Source organism: Salinicola salarius, from assembly GCF_003206135.1.
Classification (GTDB): domain Bacteria; phylum Pseudomonadota; class Gammaproteobacteria; order Pseudomonadales; family Halomonadaceae; genus Salinicola; species Salinicola salarius.
This window is the reverse complement of record NZ_PZJT01000024.1, coordinates 58,549-78,831: the sequence shown is the minus strand read 5'-3', so window position 1 is coordinate 78,831 and position 20,283 is coordinate 58,549. Positions and strand designations below refer to the sequence as shown.

Sequence of the window (20,283 nt, the reverse complement as noted above, 5' to 3'; positions counted from 1 at the left end):
GCTCGCCCTGCTCGTCCTCGAGCCCGCTGTAGTCCAGTGTCTTGCTGTCACCGCACTGTGCGCACTTGGCGCGCTCGGCGTACCACTCGCTGGCACACAGGCCACACTGCAGGTAGCGCACCCGGGAACGCGTCATGCCGATCTGGATCAGACTGCCGACGGCAGGAGCCCCGCAGCACGGGCACAGGCCGCTGGTCACGCCTGCCGGTCTGGGCGGCGTGGCGGGCAGCATCCGCGCCTGACGCGTCCAGGCGACTTGCAGCGCGGCGCCCATCAGCGGTGCCATGGCACGCTGCTCCAGCGACAGCGGCCGGCCCTCGAGCATGGCGTGGGCCAGCTCGGCACGCTCCGTCTGCGGAAGCCGGCGCAACGCCTCGAACCAGCCTCGCTGCGGTTCTACCACCTGCGCGTCGAGCTCCTCCAGCAACGCCTCGAGATCGTCGTGCCACGACATGTCCCGCCACAGGCCGTCGATCGACAAGGGTGGAATGCCATGACGCATCGCCAGCTCCGCCCCGCTCGTCAACGCCGGACGCGGCTGCTGAACGATTCGGTGCTGCGCCTCGACCACCATTGCCATGAACTGCAGGTAGGCCGCCATCGCCGGGACACGCTCGGCCAGCTGACGCAGCCGCCGGGCGCGCTCGGCAAACAGCTTGCGCGAGGGCAGACCGACCATGGGTGGCGCCCCCGGTGACGGGGGCGCCTGGCCAAAGGCGTGCGCGCCGGCGCCAGCCGGCTCGCTTTCGTTGTCAGGGTTGCTGCTCACGGTGCTGCGCCTCCTCTTGTTCGCGGGCCCACAGGCCGTGGTGATGGCGCGCCCAGGCGCGGGTCACCCAGCCTCGGGTCATGGAACGAATCGAGCCCTTGACCCAGATGGCCGCATAGACGTGAACCACGATGGTGACGATGGCCACGAATGCTGACACGGTGTGGAGCAGGCTGGCGAAGCGGATCAGCGGGATCGGGAAATAGCCGGCGAACCAGGGCCGCCACATGATCACGCCGCTGATCAGCAGTACCGCGATCGACACTACCAGGGCCCAGTAGACCAGCTTCTGGCCCGGGTTGTACTTGCCGATGGGCGGCAGCTTCTCGTCGCGGTTGTCGACCACGTCGCCGATCTGGCGCACCCACTGGACATCGTTCTCGCCGAGCAGGTTGCGCCGCACGTGCCGCGCCGCCATGGCGTAGAACAGCAGCACCAGCACCACCCCGAGAAACGGATGCAGGATCCGCGCCCAGACCGGCCCGCCCAGCGTATGGCTGAGGAAGAAGAAGGCCGGATGGAAGAACGCCAGTCCGGAGAGCGCCAACAGCACGAAGACCATCGCCATGGTCCAGTGGTTGGCGCGATCCAGCGGCGAATAACGAATCAGACGATCGCGTGGCATCTTCATCGGTCTTCTCCCCGCGGACGGGTGGCATCGTAGCCGAGCGAATGAGGCGGTGGCGCGTCGTCCTGCCCATGCCCCGCGTGCTCCTCCGGCTCCTCCTTCGGCCCCTTGGTCATGTAATGGATCACGCCCGCGAACGCAGTGATACCGATGATCGCCGACATGATCGGCTTGGTCGCGCCCTTCCACGCCCCGACCAGCGGCGAGATGCGCGGATCCTTGGGCAACCCGCTGTAGCGATTGGGATCATTGGCGTGATGCAGCACGTACATGACATGCGTGCCGCCGACCCCGGCCGGATCATAGATACCCGCGTCGCGGAAGCCGAGCTCCTTGAGATCGCCCACCCGCTTCTCCGCCCGCGCCAGCATGTCCTCCTTGGTGCCGAACTCGATGCAGTTGGTCGGGCAGGTCTTGACGCACGCCGGCTCCATTCCCGCGTTGACCCGGTCGGAACAGAGGGTGCACTTGTAGGACTTCTGATCCTTGGGCGAGATTCGCGGGATATCGAACGGGCACCCGGTGATGCAGTAGCCGCAGCCGATACAGTGGTTGGAGTCGAAGTCGACGATGCCGTTGGCGTACTGCACGATCGCCCCGGGGGCCGGGCAAGCCTTCAGACAGCCCGGTTCGGCGCAATGCATGCAGCCATCCTTGCGGATCAGCCATTCGAGGTTGCCCTCCTGCGTCTCGTACTCGCTGAACCGCATCACGGTCCAGGATTCCGAGGTCAGGTCGGTAGGGTTGTCATAGGTGCCGTGGCACTCGCCGACATCGTCGCGCAGGTCGTTCCACTCCATGCACGCCACCTGACACGCCTTGCAACCGATGCACTTGGAGACATCGATCAGCTTGGCGACCTCGTCGACATGCCCCCGGACCTGCGGGGGCGTCGTCGTGGTGGCGGAGCGGGCGATAATGTTCTGGGAATTGTCCATATACGCTCCTCAAGCCTTCTCGACGCGGACGGTGAACGACTTGTATTCCGGTGTCTGGGTGTTGGCATCGCCGACGAACGGCGTCAGGGCATTGACCAGATAGCCCTTCTTGGCCACCCCGGTGAATCCCCAGTGCAGCGGAATCCCCACATGGTGAACCTGCTTGTCGCCGATCGTCATCGGGCGAAGACGCTTGGTCACCACCGCCACGGCCTTGATGAAGCCCCGCTTGGAAGAGACCTTCACCCAGTCGCCCGCCGCGATGCCGATCTCGTCGGCCAGCGCCTCGCCGATCTCGACGAACTGCTGCGGCTGCACGACGGCATTGAGCTCGGCATGCTTGGTCCAGAAGTGGAAGTGCTCGGTGAGACGATAGGTCGTCGCCGCGTGCGGGAACTCCTCGGGCGTGCCCAGCGCCTCGCGATCCTCCTCGAAGATGCGCGCGGCCGGGTTGTTGCGCGCCTTCTCCTTGCCCGGATGCAGCAGGTTCTGGGGCACCGGCGATTCGAACGGCTCGTAGTGCTCGGGGAACGGGCCATCGACCATGCTCTGCCCGGCGAACAGGTGACCGACGCCTTCCGGCTGCATGATGAACGGCATCTGCCCCTGCGATGGCGGCGAATTGGTCGGGAAGTCCGGCACGTCCGCGCCGACCCAGGCGCCCTGCTCGCTGTCCCACCAGATGAACGCCTTGTCAGCCCCCCAGGGGCGTCCCTGGACGTCCGCGCTGGCCCGGTTGTAGAGGATTCGCCGGTTCATCGGCCAGGCCCATGCCCAGCCCAGCGTATTGCCGGTGCCGTAGGGGTCCGAGTTGTCGCGGTTTGCCATCTGGTTGCCGGCTTCGGTCCAGCAGCCAGTGAATATCCAGCAGCCCGCCGCGGTGCGCCCGTCGGCGGTCAGCTCGGCGAAACCGGCCAGCTGCTCACCGGCGCGCCGGGTCACGTTGCCCTGCTCGTCGGTAAGATCCTCCAGCGCGCGCCCGTTGAACTCGCGTGCCAGTTCGTCCGCCTTCGGATCGGCCGGAATCCGGTAATCCCAGGTCAGATTGAGGATCGGGTCCGGGAAGACGCCGCCTTCCTCCTGATAGAGCTGCTTCAGCTTGAGGAACAGCTCGCCCATGATGCGGGTATCCGGTCGCGCGTCTCCCGGCGGCGGTGCCGCGGACCAGTGCCACTGCAGCCAGCGGGCGCTGTTGACGATCGATCCCTCGTCCTCGGCGAAGCAACAGGTCGGCAGGCGGAACACCTCGGTGTCGATCCGGCTGGAGTCGACATCGTTGTACTCGCCGTAATTCTTCCAGAATTCGCTGGTCTCGGTGTTGAGCGGATCCATCACCACCAGATACTTCAGGGAAGAGAGCGCCTTGGTCACCTTGGCCCGGTTGGGGAACGACGCCAACGGGTTGAACCCCTGGCAGAAGTAGCCGTTGAGCTCGCCCTTGGACATGCGCTCGAACGTATCGAGAATGTCGTAGAGCGGCCGCTCGAGCTTGGGCAGCCAGTCGAAGCACCAGTTGTTGGCTTCGTTGGCGGCATCGCCGTACCACGCCTTCATCAGGCTGACGTGGAATTTCTCGTAGTTCTTCCAGTAGGAAACCTGGCCTTCGACGGTGGGCTGCTTGGTGCGCTTGTCGATATAGGCGCGGTAATCCTGCTCCTTGGCGTTGGCCAGCGTCATGTAGCCCGGCAGCAACTGGGAAAGCAGGCCCAGATCGGTCAGCCCCTGAATGTTGGAATGCCCGCGCAACGCGTTGACGCCGCCGCCCGGCATGCCCATGTTGCCCAGCAACAGCTGCACCATCGCGGCCGTACGGATGATCTGAGAGCCGATCGAGTGCTGTGTCCACCCCAGCGCGTAGAGAATGGTCATGGTCTTGTCGGGGACCGCCATCGCCGCGATCTTCTTCCAGATGCGCTGGATGTTCTCGACCGCGATACCGGTGATGCTCGAGACCATGGCCGGGGTGTAACGCGCGTAGTGTTCACGCAGCAGCTGATAGACGCAGCGCGGATCCTGCAACGTCTCGTCGCGACGGACGAAACCGTCGTCGCCCATCTCGTACATCCACGACTGCTTGTCGTAGCTGCGCGTCGACTCGTCGTAGCCCGAGAACAGGCCATCCTCGAAACCATACCCTTCGCGAACGATCAACGCCGCGTCGGTGTAGTTCAACACGTACTCGTGCTGAATCTGGTCGGTCTCGATCAGATAGCTGATCAGGCCGCCTAGAAACGCGATATCGGTGCCGGTACGGATGAACGCCTTGTCCTGCGCCACGGCGCCGGTACGGGTGAAGCGCGGGTCGATCGTGATCAACTCGGCCTTGTTATGTTCGATGGCCTCGGTAACCCAGCGGAAGCCCACGGGGTGTGCTTCGGCAGAGTTGCCGCCCATCGAGAGAATCAGATTGGCATTGCGGATGTCGACCCAGTGATTGGTCATGGCACCGCGACCGAATGTTGGGGCAAGACCTGCCACCGTCGGTCCGTGTCAGACGCGCGCCTGGTTGTCGAACGCCACCATGCCGAGATTGCGCACCACCTTGTGGGTGATGTAGCCGGCTTCGTTGGAAGAACCCGACGCCGCCAGGAATCCGGTCGTCGTCCAGTGGTTGACCGTCTCGCCGTGTGCCGTGCGCTGGACGAAGTTGGCGTCGCGATCGTCCTTCATGTGCCGGGCGATTCGGGTCAGCGCCTCGTCCCAGCTGATCCGCTTCCATTCGCTGGTGCCCGCTTCACGCACCTGCGGATATTCGAGACGTCCCTTGCTGTGAACGAAGTCGAGCAGGCCGGCGCCTTTCGGGCAGAGCGAACCCCGCGAGACCGGGTGGTCCGGATCGCCTTCGATATGGAAGACGTTCTGTTCGACGTTCTTGGCACCATCGCCCTTGCTGTAAATCAGAATACCGCAACCCACCGAGCAGTAGGTGCAGGTATTGCGCGTCTCTTTGGCATGGGTCAGCTTGAACTGGCGAATCGAGGCTTCGGCAGGTTCGGGGGCAAACCCCATCATCGCCAGGCTCGAGCTCGCCAATCCCGCCCCGCCCAGTTTGAAAAACTGGCGCCGAGTGACATTGATCGACATGTATCATCCTCATCGGTCATTAACCGGCACCTCTACCGACGGGTGCCTTGATTATCTTATATCAAACATCGGCGACGGATGCTGCCGTGAACTCTAGACAAATCGTCGCTCATGACCATACCCGAACGTGACGGCGCCGATGCCACCCCGATGTCGCGACCCCGACTCGTGGCCCCGAACGAAAAACGCCCGCTCTCCTCGCAAGGAGAGCGGGCGTCATCAGGGCCCGAAGGCTCGGGACGCTATGCCGTGCGGGCCGGCGTGGTCTCCGATTTCGCCTTGGCCAGCAGGAACAGCACGACCGTAATGACCGCGCCGACGATATCGCTGGTCATCCCCGGGAAGATCAACGCCAACGCGCCGATCGCCGCCAGTATCCGCCAGAACGGATTGAGCGGTCGCCGCAGATAGCCCTCGACCGCGACGGCCAGCAGCAGCACGCCGACCAGGCCGGTCACGATGACCCACAGCGTGTTCCATAGCGTCGCGTCGATCATCAGCATGCTGTGCGCGAACACGAACATGTACGGCACCACGAAGCCGGCGATCGCCAGTTTCATCGCCTGGAAGCCGGTCGCGTTGGGCGACCCGCCGCTGATGCCGGCACCGGCGTAGGCGGCCAGGGCCACCGGCGGCGTCAGGTTGGCGAACAGCCCGAAGTAGAACACGAACATGTGCGCCACGAAGATCGCCGTCTCGTTGCTGCCGGCCAGCTCGCGGAACATCGGCAGGTTGAGCAGAATCGGCGCGGCCATGGTGCTGGTGATGATATAGGTCGGAATGCTGGGCAGCCCCATGCCGAGCACGATCGACGCGATCATGGTCAAGAACAGCGTGACCAGCAGCTGGATCATCGGAATCGGTATCTGCTGGCCCAGCGTCACCACCGCGTCCGCTGCCTCCAGCGCGATACCGGTCAACGTGGCGATCCCCACGATGATACCCACCGCGCCACACGCCACCGCCACGGGGATTGCGTTGCGCACCCCGTCGTGCATGGCATCGCGACAATCGGCGACATCCATCTTCTCCGCCACCATGCCCAGCCTGGCGCGCATCGCGTTGACCGCTACCGGGATCGCGATGATCACGAACAGCATCCAGCGGCTGGCCGGGAAGTTGGGCATCGCATGGCCGCCGAGCAGCGCGCGCAGCTGCGGTTCGAAGATCAACAGCGCCAGGACCAGGCTGAGCCCGATGGTGACGCGGCGCGTGCCGCAGATCAGTACCGTCGCCGCGATCGACCAGAACGCCGCGAAGAACGGCGCCCGCCCCTCGAACAGCAACCACAGCAGCACGGCCATCGGTATCAGCAGGTGGCCTCGCTTGAGCATGACCTCCTTGAGCGGGGTCAGCTGAGAACGGGGAATGCCTTCCAGCCCGTTGCGCATGGCGCGCAGATGCACCTGGAACAGCACCCCGAGATAGAACAGCAGTGCCGGGATGATGCCGGCCAGAATGACCTGGGTATAAGGAACGGCCAGCACCTCGGCCATGATGAACGCCGCCGCTCCCATGATGGGTGGCAGGATCTGTCCGCCGACGCTGGCGGCCGCTTCCACCGCGCCGGCAAAGTTCGGCTTGTAGCCGGTCTTCTTCATCAGCGGAATGGTGAAGGCACCCGTCGTCACCACGTTGGCGATGGCCGAACCGTTGATCGAGCCCAGGAAGCCGCTGGCGATGACCGCCACCTTGGCTGGCCCACCGCGGGTATGCCCGGCGATCGCCAGCGCCAGATCGTTGAACAGTTGTCCCAGTCCGGACTTGCCGAGAAAGGCGCCGAACAGAATGAACAGGATGATGTAACTCGCCGAAACCCCGATCGCCGTCCCCAGCAGCCCCTCGGTGATATAGACCAGGTGCGAGACGATCTGCTTGCAGGTGGCGAGCACGATCGCCTCGTTCAACTGCGGATAGAAAGAGAGCTTGGCATAGAAGCCGTAGATCAGGAACAGCGTGGCCAGGATGGTCAGCCCCCAGCCGGTGACGCGCCGGGTCGCATCCAGGACCAGCAGAATCGCCACGAGGCCGACGACCATGTCGACATTATTGATGCGCCCTGCCGAAGCGATGACCCGGTCCGACACCATCAGCATGTAGACGCCGATCCCGAAGGCGATCAACGCCACGATGGCATCGCCCCAAGGCACGCGATCCCGTGCGCCCTTGCGGGTCAGCGGATAGAGAATGAAGGCCAGGCCCAGCAGGGTATAGAGGTGGATGCTGCGCTGCGCGACATCGACCAGTGGCCCCGAAAACGAAGTGTAGAGGTGAAATAGCGCCAGCAGCACCGATACCGCCATGACGAACTGGACCACCGCGCGCGGCAGCCTGTCTCGTACCAGGCTCTCGCGATCGAATTTCTCCAGCGCCTCCTTGACCGACGGATCTTCCGGCCCATCGGTGGAGATCGTGTTCTTCTGTTCGGACATATGTCTTCCTCGCCACGCAGGAATCTATGACAACCAGGGTCGCACCAGTGCCGGCAACACTTGCCACAAAGGCACCCTGAGTATGGAAAAGGTCAAAATCGGCGGCGGGTCGCCACGCGACAGGGGAATGACATGGCCGGCAAATATCAGGCGATAGTGTTCTTCCACCGCCGCCTGTACCGCCAGCGGATCGACCACACGATCGATCCCGGTCATCACCACCCAGCCATTTTCGAGATGGGTCTCGTTGCCGGCATGGGATGGTACACCGGCACCGAAGGTCTTGAATCGCGTTCCGGTGATTTCGATGGCATCGCCCTCGGTCACCGCGAACCACTCTTCCCAGTCTTCCTTCTCGACCGAATGCATCCAGCGCAGCGTGAAGGTCGTCCCTTCCCACCCCGGAAAAGCGAACCGCCACTGCGGCCCGTCACGAATGACCAGCCACGGTAGCGGATACGCAGCGGTGGCGATCACCAGGACCACCACCGCTGCAATACTCAGCCAGATTTTACGCATCGCCAGGACGTGTCATGGCTTGCGGGACACGCGAGCGCACCTGCTCAGAATTGCGGTTCTTTGTCCTGAGCGTTGTCGCCACCACTGGTATCGCTGCCTTCGGTAGGCTGAGCGTTGTCTTCAGGCGTCTCGGCGCTGGTCTGCTTGGCAGGTTCGGCCTCTGCGCCATCGGCTTCGGTCGTGGCTGCCTGCTCGTTGGCCGGCATGGAAGTGGTCTCTTCCGACAGATCGCTATCATCACCAGCATTGGTCACATCGCCGCCATCAGTGGCCGTGCTCTCGGAAGACGATAGCGTCTCGTAGAAGGCCTTGGCTCCCGGATGGACCGGAACGACCAGGTTCTTGTCCATGGTAGCGGGATCGAACTGCTTGAGCGCGCCGACGGAGACGTTGCCGGATTCCAGATAGTCATGGAAGCGCTTGGCCAGATCCTCGGCGACATCGTCACGCATGGAGGACGGCACGATCATGATGTTGCGGATCGCCACGGTATTTACGGCGTCGCCCAGGTCATAGCGCTCCGGTGCGCCGGCCGGAATTTCGTAATTCTCGTAGTACGGATACTTTTCCAGCAGCGTGGAGGCAACGTCGCCACTGACCGGCACGAAGGTCACGTCGGTGCTCTGCATCAGCCCGGTGATGCTGGAGTTGGGCACGCCGGACGTGAAGAACGCGGCATCCAGGTTGCCATTGCTCATTTCGGTCACGCTGTCGGCATAACCGGTGTGGCTGACCTGGGCCAGATCGTCGTAGCTCAGACCGGCGGACTCCAGCACCTTGGCCGCGCTCTGCTCGACCCCGGAGCCGACCTTGCCGACGCCGACGCGCTTGCCTTTCAGATCGGCGATGCTCTGGATATCGCTGTCGGCCGTCGCGACGACCTGAACCACGTTGGGATAGAGACCAGCAATGGCCTGGATATCGGCGGCCTGGCCTTCGAACTGGTTCTGGCCCTTGACCGCATCGTAGGCCACGTCGCTCATCACGATGGCGACCTGGTTCAGACCGTCGGTGATGTTGTTGATGTTCTGCACGGAGGCACCAGTGGAAACGACCTGTACGCCATCGACCAGATCGCTCTCCTCGAACACGCTCTTGAGCGCGCCGCCGATCGGGTAATAGCTGCCGCCGGTACCGCCGGTGCCGAAGATCAGATTGACCGGCTCGCCGCCACCGGCCGCTGCCTGCTGGTTGTCTTCGCCGCCAGACTGGCCGTTGTCGCTGGTCGACTCGGCCTCGTCAGAATCCGACGTTCCGCCAGCATACTGAGACGTCGACGACTCCTGGGACGTCTGCTGGTTCTCGTCAGCCTGCTTCTTCTGCTCATCACTGTCGTCGCCGCAACCGACCAGCAGCGTGCTGGAAAGCCCCAGCGCGGCGATCAGCATTCCTGTACGTAACTTCATGTTTCACCCCGTCATTTGATTGTCATCGGCCTGTCCGGCCGAAAAATGTACACACCATGATGGTCCCAAGAGTAAGGAACGCCCGGCGGCGATACCATGCCCGAACCGTCATGCACGACCAAAGTCTAAGACTTGTCGGCCTCTTGCTCGGCCCCTTGCGTCAAGACTCGCTGAACCAGCCCCCCAATGGTCAGACCTTGCACCAGAATCGAGAACAGCACGATGAGATAGGTCACCATCACGATGGTGTTGCGGTAATCGCTCTCGGGCAGGCCCAGCGCCAGCGCCACCGAGATTCCGCCCCGCAGTCCGCCCCAGGTGAGCACCCGCGTGGTCCCGGGACGATAGTGGATCCAGTGTTTCAGCATCATCATGGGCAGGCCGATGGTGATCAGCCGGGTCACCAGAATCACGCCGATGATTGGCGCGGCAACGATCAGATACGACCACTCGAAGGGAATCAGCAGCAGCTCGAGGCCGATCAGCACGAACAGCACCGCGTTGAGGATCTCGTCGATCAGCTCCCAGAAGCCGTCGACATAGCGGCGCGTGGTGTCCGACATGGCGTGCTCGCGGCCGCGGTTGCCGATGAACAGCCCGGCGATGACCATCGAGATCGGCCCCGAGACGTGCAGATGCGTTGCCAGCGTATAGCCGCCCAGCACCAGCGCCAGGCTGACCAGCACCTCGATCTGATACTGATCGATGCTCTTCATCATCCAGTAGGCGATGTAGCCCATCGCCAGCCCGAGCAGAATACCGCCGCCGGCCTCTTCCAGAAACAGCATCGCGGAATGCGTGACCGTCAGCGCTTCGGTCGCGGTCGCCGCCCCCAGCATCATGGTGAAGACCACCACCGCGACGCCGTCGTTGAACAGGGATTCACCGACGATCTTGATCTCCATGTCCTCGGGTGCGCCGGCGCTGCGCATGATGCCGAGCACCGCAATCGGGTCCGTCGGCGAGATCAGTGCCCCGAAGACCAGGCAGTAGAGATAGGGCACCGCGATATGGAAGGTAGCGAAGAGCCACCAGGCGGCGCTGCCGATGGCCACGGTCGAGATCACCACGCCAATGGTGGCAAGAAAGCTGATCGAATAGCGATAGCGCTTCAGCTTATGGAAATCGACATGCAGCGCGCCGGCGAACAGCAGGAACGACAGCATGCCGTCCATCAGCAGTGCATTGAAGTTGATCTGCCCCAGCCAGGCTTCGGCCCAATCGGTAATCGCGTCGAATCCGAGGTGACTCAGGGCGATCAGCAGCAACGAAGCCATCAGCGAGATGAACATCACGCCGATCGTCGCCGGCAGCTTGATGAAGCGGTAGTTGAACCACGCGAACAGCGCGGTGATCGTGATGAAGAGTGCTGCGATTTCCAGCATGGCATCCTTTCCTGTCGCCGCCAGCCGTGGCGAATGATCGATAGGCGTCCTGCCCCATACCGTAACGATAGTGGCTCATGACGATAGCAGCCATGATGCGGGTTTATCCCGATGGCAATTCGTTGGAAAAGCGAGCAACCAAAAAAGCGGACCCGTGATGGCGGGTCCGCTTTGCGTTACTGACCAGTCGGGTCTTTCGACCGATCTAGCGCATCGATCGAGTCGATGCATCCACGATCACAGGCCGGCAGCGGCCTTCAGCGTCTCGGCCTTGTCCGTCTTTTCCCAGGGGAAAGCGGTGAAGGTTTCGGTCTGGATATCGCCGTTGACGTCGGTCCAGGTGTAGCTGTGTTCGAACGGCTCGCGTCCGAAGTGACCATAGGAGGCCGTCAACTGATACATCGGATGGAGCAGATCGAGCATGCGGGTGATGGCATGGGGGCGCAGATCGAAGTGCTCGCGCACCAGCTCGATGATCTTGGCCTCGCTGACCTTGGCGGTGCCGAAGGTGTTGATCGAGACCGAAGTCGGCTCGGCGACGCCGATGGCGTAGGAAACCTGGATCTCGCACTTGTCGGCGAGGCCGGCAGCGACGATGTTCTTGGCCACGTAACGCCCGGCGTAGGCGGCACTGCGGTCGACCTTGGACGGATCCTTGCCGGAAAATGCCCCGCCACCGTGGCGCGCCATGCCACCGTAGGTGTCGACGATGATCTTGCGTCCGGTCAGGCCGCAATCCCCTACCGGGCCACCGATCACGAACTTGCCGGTCGGGTTGATGTGGAACCGGGTCTTGTCGTGAATCCACTCTGCCGGCAGCACGTCACGGATGATCAGATCCTCTACCGCCTTGCGCAGGTCTTCCTGGGAGATATCCGGGTCGTGCTGGGTCGACAGCACCACGGCATCGACGCCATTGGGCTTGCCGTTTTCATCATAAGTGAAGGTGATCTGGCTCTTGGCGTCGGGACGCAGCCAGGAGAGCGTGCCGTTCTTGCGCAGTTCCGCCTGACGTTCGACGAGACGATGCGAATAGTGGATCGGCGCCGGCATGAACGAGTCGGTCTCGTTGGTGGCGTAGCCGAACATCAGGCCCTGATCGCCCGCGCCCTGGTCTTCGGGCTTGCTGCGATCGACGCCCTGGGCGATATCGACGCTCTGCTTGCCGATCAGGTTGATCACGCCGCAGGTTTCACCATCGAAACCGACTTCCGAAGAGGTGTAGCCGATATCCATGATCACCTTGCGCACCAGGTCTTCCAGATCGACCCAGGCGGTGGTGGAGATCTCGCCGGCCACGATGGCGACACCGGTCTTCACCAGCGTCTCGCAGGCCACGCGAGCCTGCTTGTCCCGGGCGATGATGGCATCGAGGACGGCGTCGGAAATCTGATCGGCGATCTTGTCCGGGTGACCTTCGGACACGGATTCGGAGGTAAACAGAGAGTATTCGCTCATGGCGTACGGGGATCCCTTCGTTCACTGGTTGCGGCTCGCGGTCACGACCCGCCTGACAAAATACGCAGCGCCGCCGGTCGGAAGGACGGATGAAAACGACGCACGACATCACTGTCCCCAAGGCGCCGGGGCAGGGGATAAAAGTCTACACACAGAATAGCTAGCTGCCTATTCTTTGCCACCTAAGCCGCCGATTGACCGGCGCTATCGGACGTTTACGTATGGACGCTCACGTACCATGCACGATCTCGATCAGTTGCTCGACACCCGCCGTGGTGTCCTCCCGCTGCCAGGCATTGCGCCCGAAGATCACGCCCCGCGCGCCGTTGGCCAGCGCGTCCCGGGTGAAGCGCGCCAGCGCCTCGTCGTCGTTCATTGCCGCCCCGCCCAGCACCAGCACCGGAACCGGGCAGCTGTCGGCCAGCGCACGCATCTCCTCGGCCTCGCCGGTGAACTGCGCCTTGACCAGGTCCGCCCCCAGCTCGGCGGCGATCCTCGCGACACGCGCAATCCGCTCGCCATCGAGACGCCCGCCCTCCCGACTGCCCCATACTACCGCTTCGACGATCAGCGGCAGCCCGATCGCCTCGCACTGGCGAGCGGTCTTTGCCACCGCTTCGAGATTGTCGGCTTCTCGCCTGGGGTCGTCGTAACCCGAGATCAGACACATCACCACGGCGTCCGCACCCATCGCCTGCGCCTGGGCGGGCGTTGCGATCATGCGGTGATGTTCCTCGCCCGCCAGGGTGAAGTCGCCCACCATCGGGTAGTCGATCCGCAGCACGACCCTGGGCGCCCGATTATCGGCAAACAGGTCGCCGCAGGACTTGAGCACACCCGGCGACAGCAGCACCGCCTCCGGCCCGGCCGCGACGATAGCCTCGCAGGCTCGGCGCGCATCGATGGCATGTTCCACCGGCCCCGCCAGCAGAGTGCGGTCGAAAGCCACCATACAGCTCAGGCCGGTGTCGCGACGAAACAGCCGCCCGACACGTAACCCACTGGAAGAAAAGACGGTCGTCATGACGTGCTCTCCTGAGTCGAGATTGTCGGGCTTTCCTGCCCGGATGTGAGCGCAACGCCATGCTGGCGTGTCGCGATCTCGTACACCGCGTCCACCTCCTCGCGGCGGCGTGTCTCGGCCCAGCCGAGCGCCGCGCCGCACAGGGTCGCGACCTCGTCGATCACCGCGCTGTCGATCTGGCCGGAGAGCGCGATGGGCAGACGCCGGAACAGCACGTCGGCCAGATGTTCGACGCGCTCGAAGCGACAGACGAAATCGATCTCCCCCACCCGATAATCGGCAAGCGAGGCGAGCGGACGCTGCCGATTCACGCCCTCGGCGCTCATTCTCGCGCAGTGCCTCCCCACCGCTTCGCCCCGCGTACCGTAGCGATCCAGCAGCGTGATCGCCCACTGCCGGTCGCCCTCGCAGAGCGCCGTCACGCGGGAAAGCCACGCCTCGCGCGACGCGGTATCGCGGGGATAATCCCGCCCCCCGCCGATCGCCAGCTGCCGGGTATCGATCTCGCGGCGCCGACCGAGCCTGGCGAGCACATCATCCGCCACCTCCTCGGCAAAGCCACGGAAGGTGGTCCACTTGCCGCCCACCAGCGACAGCACCGGCCAGTCGTGTATACGATCCTCGACAATGGCGTGATCGCGGCTGATCTGGCCCGGATCGGCGGCATCGCTGCGCGGCAGCGGGCGCACCCCGCTGTAGCGATAGCGCACTTGCTCCGGTCCGATCGCCACGCCGGGAAACAGATAGCGTACCGCCTCGAGCATGTAATCTCGTTCGTCGTCGTCGCAGACGGCCTGGTCCGGATCGGTGCAGCGAATGTCCGTCGCCCCGACCAGCACGTGGTTCATGAACGGGTAGATCAGACAGATACGCCCGTCCGGCGTGCCGAAGTAGATCATGCGCCCGTCGAGCTGGCGCCGGATGGCCGGCACGTCGACGATCAGATGCCCACCCTTGGTGCCGCCGATATGCCGCGTTTCCCGCCCCAGCTGGCGGTTGATCTCATCGATCCAGGCGCCACCGGCGTTGATGATGATTTGCGGCTTCACCGTGAACGCGCCGCCCTTTTCGTCCTCGAACATGACCGCTTCGCCATCGGCGCCGGTGAAATTGACGTGATTGAGCGCCATCGCCCCGCGATGGGTTCGGCAGCCGTCGTCGATCAGCTCGTACCCGAGCCGCTCCGCCTGGCTGATCGCCGCGTCGTAATAGGTATGCAGCGCCCGCACATCACGTCGAATATCCGGCAGCGACCGATGCACCTTGCGTCCTAGCATCACCGAATGGCGGGGCATGCTGCGAAAGTGACGTCCGAAGAAATCATAGAGCGTCATTCCCACTTCGCTGATCAGGATGCCGCGGTCGTCGATCTTCGCCGGACGTCGAAAGAAGCGCTGGATCGACGGCCAGATGCCGCCCCACCAGCTGTGCGTGGGCATCGCCGTACGCAGCGGATGCACCACGTGCGGCGCGTTGCGCAACAGCAGGTTGCGCTCCCGGGTCGACTGCGCCACCAGCCGGAACTCGCCGGTCTCCAGATACTTGAGGCCGCCATGGATCAACCGCGAAGGTGCGGCACTGGCCCCGGCACAGAAATCCTGCTTGTCGACGATCAGGGTATCGACACCCTGCAGCGCCAGATCGCGAAACAGCCCGGCGCCGTTGATGCCGGCACCGATGATCAGCACCGAGACCGAAGGATCGGCCCGCAGGCGTTCCAGCGTCTGCTGGCGCGTCAGCGGAGGCGGATTCAGAGATTCCGTCATCGGGAGGCTCCCGCCATCGACCTGGATTCGGATTCGACATCTGACGTCTCCGGCGACGAGGTGCCGGCATCGAGCATCGCCCACAGCGGGCGCAGGCACTCGACCAGCCGCTGGTAACGTTCGAAGCCTTGCTGGCACTCGGCCTGGCGATGGGCATCCGGCACATAGCGGTGGTCGACTTCGCATAGCCGCGTGGCGGTGTCGATCGACGAAAACGCAGCGGCCGCGACGCCAGCGCAGATCGCCGCGCCCCAGGCCGCTGCCTCCTGAATGCGCGAGGTTTCCAGCGGCCGGCCGAGCGAATCGGCGAACAGCTGGGCCAGCCGCGGCGAGTGGCTACCGCCGCCGGTGATGCGGATGCGGTCGATGGCGAAGGTCGACGCCAGCGCATCGACATGGACACGATGGTTGAACACCACGCCTTCCAGAATCGCGCGCAGCACGTGACCGCGATCATGCCAGCCCTGCAGGCCGAACAGCCCCGCGCTGGCAGGTTCGTCGTAGGGCGAACCGTAAAGAAAAGGGTGATAGACCAGGCGCGACGGGCTCCGGAATGCCTCGTCCAGCGCCGACTCCATGTCGGCGAGAAAGGCCCCGGCGCCGCCATCGCCGGCCCGGCCCCACTGGCGATGAAACCATTCGAGATTGCTCGACGACGCCGGTGAAATCGCCATGTTGAGCCACTGGCCCGGGCGCAGGCCGTTGCGGGTCGCCCAGCGCGGATCGGGCTTCGGCGCGTCGGAAAAGACTTCGTTGATGCTGAAGGTGCCGGCCGCGATGGTCAGCGTGTCCGACTCGATATTGCCCAGCCCCACCGCGCTGGCCGTGACATCGTGAAGCCCCGTCGCCACGGGAGTCCCCGCCTTCAATCCGCTCTCGCGGGCCGCCGCCTCGCAGACATGCCCGGCAATCTCGTCAGGCATCCGCACCTCCGGCAGCGCCTCGAAGACGCTATCGATCCCCAGCATCGACAGCGCGTCACGGCTGTAGCGCTGGGTATCGACATCGGTATAGCCGGTGCTGGCTTCGGTGAAGTCGGTCGCTATCGTGCCGGTCAGCTTGTAACGCAGCCAGTCCTTGCAGGTCAGCACATGGCCGAGCGCAGCGAACCGTTCCGGCTGGTGACTCTGCATCCACGCCAGCAGGCTGACCGGCGAGAAGGCGAACGGTGTCTGACCGATCCGTGCCAGCGCTTCGTCCCGAACGCCCTCCCGACACCAGCGCTCCACGATACCCGCCGCGCGGCTATCCAGCGAGGTGATCGCCTGGCCGAGCGGCTCGCCCTTTCCATCGAGCGGGTAGAGCCCATCGCCGTGGCCCGTGACCCCGACCGCCAGGATTTCGCCACCGCCCAGCTCGGCCGCTGCCAGGGCACCCCGTATCGCCGCTGCCGCGCTCGCCCAGGCGGCGTTCATGTCACGCTCGACCCAGTGCGCCTGAGGATGTTCGAGACGGCACGCTTCCCGTCCGACACCCATGACGTTGCCCTCGGTATCGAAGATCACCGCCTTGGTGGAACTGGAGCCGCCATCGAGCCCCAGCAGATAACCGCGTGACATGGCTGCCTCCCTGCTATCGCCTTCGCCGAATCATTCGGTAGTGGCTTGCATGAGCGCCACTGGGGTATTTCTAACATTATTCTGTGACGAAAAGTCGTTAGACGTTAGTGTTAACCCCCTTTCTTACATTAAATAAAAATATATTAATCAAGCAATTAACCATTACCGGCCGGACAGGGAACTTATCCAAGACCAAAGTCATACGGTAATATGTCACTTTTTGATGTTATTTCTTCTCTATTCCTTCGTTATTCGTTTCATGCCCATCCAATCTAGCGCCGGAGTATCCAATGTCCGATTCTCGAGCGTCACTTCCCGATAGCATGCAAGCCGTGGTCTGCCGCGGCCCCGGCGACTACCGCCTGGAGAGTGTGGCGACGCCCCGGCCCGGTCCGCGAGAGCTGATCCTCAAGATCCAGGCCTGCGGGATCTGTTCGAGCGATCTGAAGTGCCGCGATGGCGCCGCCATGTACTGGGGCGACGGTGAACGCTTCCCGCCCTGGGTCAAGCCACCGATGATCGTCGGCCACGAATTCGCCGGCGAAGTGGTCGCGCTCGGTGAAGGCGCCGCCGAGCATTTCGACGTCGAACTCGGCATGCGCGTAGTGCCGGAGCAGATCCTGCCCTGCCGGCAGTGCTTCTACTGCCAGCGCGGCCACTACTGGATGTGCGAGGTGCACAACATCTTCGGCTTCCAGGGCGGTGTCGCCGACGGCGGCATGGCGGAATATCTGCGCGTGCCGGCCAACGCGGTGCTGCATCCGGTCGATCCGCGCCTGAGCGTCGAGGACGCCGCCTTCCTCGAGCCGCTGGCCTGCGGCATCCATGCTGTCAATCGGGCCGAGATACAGTTCGACGATACCGTGGTGATCGCTGGTGGCGGGCCGATCGGCCTTGCGATGGTTCAGCTCGCCAGGCTCAAGACGCCCAGACAGCTGGTTCTGGTCGATACCCACGACGACCGCCTGGCGCTGGCCCGCGACTACGGCGCCGATCACGGCTTCAATCCGCATCGCGACGACATCGCCAAGGAGATCCGCGCGCTCACCGGCGGCTACGGCTGCGAGGTCTATATCGACGCCACGGGCTCGTCGAGCGGCGTGATTCAGGGCCTGGAATCGTTACGCAAGCTCGGCCGCTTCATCGAGTTCAGCGTGTTCAAGGAACCCACCACCGTCGACTGGTCGACCATCGGCGACCGCAAGGAGCTGGATATCCGCGGCTCGCACCTCTCGCCGCACACCTACCCGGTCGCGATCGACCTGTTGGCCCGGGGCCTGGTGACGACTCGCGGCATCGTGACGCACCACGTTCCGCTGGCCGAGTTCGAACGCGGCTTCGAGATCGCCGCCCGGCGCGATTCGATCAAGGTCGTGCTCACCACCAGCGAGGCCTGACGACGAGCGCCGTCGAATCGCCGCAGCGCGGTAGACTACGTCTTCATTTCTCACGTCTCGGGAGAGCCATGACCTCGTTCGAAACCCAGGCGCCGCAGCCGGCGATCAAGGGCGCCTCGGCGCGCCGGCAGGCGATGCTGGACTACCTCATTCAAGTCGGCTCGGCGCAGGTCGACGAGCTGGCCGAGCGGTTCGGCGTCAGCCGCATGACGGTACACCGCGATCTCGACACGCTTGCCGAACAAGGCATGGTCAACAAGCAGCATGGTGGCGTCACCACTCGCTCTTCCAGCGTGTTCGAGAGCAACTTCGCGCTGCGCTCGCACATCGCGACCCGGGAGAAGCAGGCGCTGGCGCGGGCGGTGCTGGAGGAGATCGCGCCCGGCGAGGCGGTGATGCTGGACGACTCCACCACTGCCAGCGAACTGGCATCGTTGCTGCCGGCGCGGGAGCCGCTGACCGTGATCACCAACGGCCTGGAGAGCATCGACCGGCTCAAGACCGTCGGCGGTATCAAGCTGATCACCCTCGGCGGGGACTACCAGCCACGCTTCAATGCCACCTTCGGCCTGCTGTGCGAGCAGACGCTCGCCAATCTGCGCGCCAATGTCGCCATTCTTTCGGCTTCGGCAATACTGGGTACTACTGCTTACGTTCAGGATCCGGCCGTGACCCAGATCAAACGCGCCCAGATGGCGGCGGCCGAGCGGCGCATTCTGCTGATCCACAGCGCCAAGTTCGGCAGCAGCGCGCTCCATCGGCTCGCCGATCTGAGCGAGTTCGACCTGGTCCTGATCGATGCTGGTCTGGCGGCCGGGCATCGGCAGGTACTGGACGACGCCGGCATTCGCTACCGCCTGATCAAGCCCTGATCCGCGCCCCCATCCAAAAACCGCCGCGAGCCAGAGCCCGCAGCGGTGAATCGACGAACGGTTGCGCGTGTTACTGCTGGAGCACGAACGGCGAGACGTACTTGTCGACGTTGTCCGGCGTGATCAGCAGGCAATCGAACAGGTGCTTCTCGCCCTGCACACCGGTTTCGCCGGTGGTGATGAACTTGTCAGCCATCTGTACGGCCGCCTTGGAGAAGATCGCCACCGGCTGCAGCACGGTATAGGCGAGCTCGCCGGACTTGACCGCCTCGACCGCATCGGGCGAGCCATCGAAGCCGCCGACCACCACGTCGTCCAGCCTGCCGGCTTCCTTGAGGGCAGCGATCGCGCCTAGCGCCATCTCGTCGTTGCCACTGATCACCCCCTGGATATCCGGGTTGGCCTGCAGCAGGCTCTGCATCTTGTTGAAGCCCTGGGTGCGATCCCAGTTGGCAACATCTTCACCGACCTTGTTGAGATCCGGGTACTGACTCAGCACGGTTTCATAGCCGTTGGAACGGGTCGCGGCGTTGTTGTCGGAAGGTGCGCCCTTCAACTCGACGTAGTTGGCCGAGTCACCGACGGCCTGAACCCACTGTTGTGCGCCCAGCGCTGCGCCCTGAGCGTTGTTGGAAACCAGCTGCGCCTTGGCCAGCCCCTGCTCGTTGATTTCGGCGTTGACCAGAAAGACCGGAATGCCGGCTTCGACGGCCTTGCGTACCGCCCCGACGGAGCCATCAGCGTTGGCGGGATCGAGAATGATCGCCTTGGCCTGATTGGTGATCGCGGTGTCGATCTGGCGGCTTTCGGCGTTGGTATCCCCTTTATGGGCGCTGACGTTGGCTTCATACCCCAGCTCCTCGGCGGTCTCGCGGGCAATCTTGCCCTCGGTGAACCAGTAGGGGTTGGAGGTGTCGTTGACGATGATCGAGATCAGCCCCTTGTCCTGCGCCATGGCGCTTCCGGCGAGCAACGGCGCACTGACGGCGAGGGCTGCGATCAGCAGGCGTTTTCCTGTCTTGAACATGATGGATCACCCTTCTTTT

The 20,283-nt window shown here is 63.8% G+C and carries 15 protein-coding genes; 2 read left to right on the top strand and 13 right to left on the bottom strand.

What is annotated here, in order from left to right; all coding sequences use genetic code 11:
* The 12 genes from DOM32_RS17200 to DOM32_RS17140 form a co-directional block, all read right to left on the bottom strand.
* Window positions 1-769, bottom strand: a 769-nt coding sequence (locus DOM32_RS17200) for a formate dehydrogenase accessory protein FdhE (protein WP_110636891.1), incomplete at its 3' end; no start/stop codon positions are given.
* Window positions 753-1,400, bottom strand: coding sequence for a formate dehydrogenase subunit gamma (locus DOM32_RS17195; protein WP_110636887.1), 648 nt, complete (start codon window positions 1,398-1,400; stop codon window positions 753-755). The genes DOM32_RS17200 and DOM32_RS17195, both read right to left, overlap by 17 nt.
* Window positions 1,397-2,335 carry a formate dehydrogenase subunit beta gene (gene fdxH, locus DOM32_RS17190; RefSeq protein WP_110636885.1) on the bottom strand — a complete coding sequence of 313 codons (939 nt, stop codon included), beginning with the start codon at window positions 2,333-2,335 and terminating at the stop codon, window positions 1,397-1,399. The genes DOM32_RS17195 and fdxH overlap by 4 nt, the downstream gene beginning before the upstream one ends.
* A gap of 9 nt (window positions 2,336-2,344) precedes the next feature.
* Window positions 2,345-5,344: a formate dehydrogenase-N subunit alpha gene (gene fdnG / locus DOM32_RS17185; protein ID WP_244179968.1), complete on the bottom strand. Its 3,000-nt coding sequence runs from the start codon at window positions 5,342-5,344 to the stop codon at window positions 2,345-2,347.
* A 317-nt stretch (window positions 5,345-5,661) separates the two neighbouring features.
* Window positions 5,662-7,851 carry a TRAP transporter permease gene (locus DOM32_RS17175; RefSeq protein WP_110636879.1) on the bottom strand — a complete coding sequence of 730 codons (2,190 nt, stop codon included), beginning with the start codon at window positions 7,849-7,851 and terminating at the stop codon, window positions 5,662-5,664.
* Between the two features lie 24 nt (window positions 7,852-7,875).
* A complete protein-coding gene (locus DOM32_RS17170) occupies window positions 7,876-8,370 on the bottom strand; it encodes a DUF1850 domain-containing protein (protein WP_110636876.1) in 495 nt (164 codons plus the stop codon).
* A gap of 44 nt (window positions 8,371-8,414) precedes the next feature.
* The gene (locus DOM32_RS17165; protein ID WP_110636873.1) at window positions 8,415-9,776 is read right to left on the bottom strand and encodes a TAXI family TRAP transporter solute-binding subunit; all 1,362 of its coding nucleotides are present in this window, start codon (window positions 9,774-9,776) and stop codon (window positions 8,415-8,417) included.
* Between the two features lie 125 nt (window positions 9,777-9,901).
* On the bottom strand, window positions 9,902-11,161 hold the full coding sequence (locus DOM32_RS17160; protein WP_110636870.1) for a cation:proton antiporter: 1,260 nt from the start codon (window positions 11,159-11,161) through the stop codon (window positions 9,902-9,904).
* 237 nt (window positions 11,162-11,398) lie between these two features.
* Complete coding sequence (gene metK, locus DOM32_RS17155; protein ID WP_110636867.1) at window positions 11,399-12,619, bottom strand: methionine adenosyltransferase; 1,221 nt, start codon at window positions 12,617-12,619, stop codon at window positions 11,399-11,401.
* A 229-nt stretch (window positions 12,620-12,848) separates the two neighbouring features.
* Complete coding sequence (locus DOM32_RS17150) at window positions 12,849-13,643, bottom strand: class I fructose-bisphosphate aldolase (RefSeq protein WP_110636864.1); 795 nt, start codon at window positions 13,641-13,643, stop codon at window positions 12,849-12,851.
* On the bottom strand, window positions 13,640-15,409 hold the full coding sequence (locus DOM32_RS17145) for a glycerol-3-phosphate dehydrogenase/oxidase (protein WP_110636861.1): 1,770 nt from the start codon (window positions 15,407-15,409) through the stop codon (window positions 13,640-13,642). Before DOM32_RS17145 ends, DOM32_RS17150 begins: the two co-directional genes overlap by 4 nt.
* Window positions 15,406-16,968 (bottom strand): FGGY-family carbohydrate kinase, encoded by a 1,563-nt coding sequence (locus tag DOM32_RS17140; protein WP_110636858.1) that lies wholly within the window; start codon window positions 16,966-16,968, stop codon window positions 15,406-15,408. Before DOM32_RS17140 ends, DOM32_RS17145 begins: the two co-directional genes overlap by 4 nt.
* Before the next feature lie 290 nt (window positions 16,969-17,258).
* Here DOM32_RS17140 and DOM32_RS17135 point away from each other — a divergent pair, with 290 nt between their 5' ends.
* Both DOM32_RS17135 and DOM32_RS17130 read left to right on the top strand, forming a co-directional pair.
* Window positions 17,259-18,365, top strand: coding sequence for an alcohol dehydrogenase catalytic domain-containing protein (locus tag DOM32_RS17135; RefSeq protein WP_110636855.1), 1,107 nt, complete (start codon window positions 17,259-17,261; stop codon window positions 18,363-18,365).
* Between the two features lie 68 nt (window positions 18,366-18,433).
* The gene (locus DOM32_RS17130; protein ID WP_110636852.1) at window positions 18,434-19,237 is read left to right on the top strand and encodes a DeoR/GlpR family DNA-binding transcription regulator; all 804 of its coding nucleotides are present in this window, start codon (window positions 18,434-18,436) and stop codon (window positions 19,235-19,237) included.
* 70 nt (window positions 19,238-19,307) lie between these two features.
* Here the strand turns inward: DOM32_RS17130 and DOM32_RS17125 are convergent, their stop codons facing one another.
* The gene (locus tag DOM32_RS17125; RefSeq protein ID WP_110636849.1) at window positions 19,308-20,264 is read right to left on the bottom strand and encodes a D-ribose ABC transporter substrate-binding protein; all 957 of its coding nucleotides are present in this window, start codon (window positions 20,262-20,264) and stop codon (window positions 19,308-19,310) included.
* Window positions 20,265-20,283 lie beyond the last annotated feature (19 nt).

Excerpts from the sequence above, each read along its gene's own strand:
- DOM32_RS17195 (WP_110636887.1), bottom strand. The coding sequence starts at position 1,400 with ATGAAGATGCCACGCGATCGTCTGATTCGTTATTCGCCGCTGGATCGC.
- fdxH (WP_110636885.1), bottom strand. The coding sequence starts at position 2,335 with ATGGACAATTCCCAGAACATTATCGCCCGCTCCGCCACCACGACGACG.
- DOM32_RS17175 (WP_110636879.1), bottom strand. The coding sequence starts at position 7,851 with ATGTCCGAACAGAAGAACACGATCTCCACCGATGGGCCGGAAGATCCG.
- DOM32_RS17170 (WP_110636876.1), bottom strand. The coding sequence starts at position 8,370 with ATGCGTAAAATCTGGCTGAGTATTGCAGCGGTGGTGGTCCTGGTGATC.
- DOM32_RS17165 (WP_110636873.1), bottom strand. The coding sequence starts at position 9,776 with ATGAAGTTACGTACAGGAATGCTGATCGCCGCGCTGGGGCTTTCCAGC.
- DOM32_RS17160 (WP_110636870.1), bottom strand. The coding sequence starts at position 11,161 with ATGCTGGAAATCGCAGCACTCTTCATCACGATCACCGCGCTGTTCGCG.
- metK (WP_110636867.1), bottom strand. The coding sequence starts at position 12,619 with ATGAGCGAATACTCTCTGTTTACCTCCGAATCCGTGTCCGAAGGTCAC.
- DOM32_RS17150 (WP_110636864.1), bottom strand. The coding sequence starts at position 13,643 with ATGACGACCGTCTTTTCTTCCAGTGGGTTACGTGTCGGGCGGCTGTTT.
- DOM32_RS17145 (WP_110636861.1), bottom strand. The coding sequence starts at position 15,409 with ATGACGGAATCTCTGAATCCGCCTCCGCTGACGCGCCAGCAGACGCTG.
- DOM32_RS17140 (WP_110636858.1), bottom strand. The coding sequence starts at position 16,968 with ATGTCACGCGGTTATCTGCTGGGGCTCGATGGCGGCTCCAGTTCCACC.
- DOM32_RS17135 (WP_110636855.1), top strand. The coding sequence starts at position 17,259 with ATGTCCGATTCTCGAGCGTCACTTCCCGATAGCATGCAAGCCGTGGTC.
- DOM32_RS17130 (WP_110636852.1), top strand. The coding sequence starts at position 18,434 with ATGACCTCGTTCGAAACCCAGGCGCCGCAGCCGGCGATCAAGGGCGCC.
- DOM32_RS17125 (WP_110636849.1), bottom strand. The coding sequence starts at position 20,264 with ATGTTCAAGACAGGAAAACGCCTGCTGATCGCAGCCCTCGCCGTCAGT.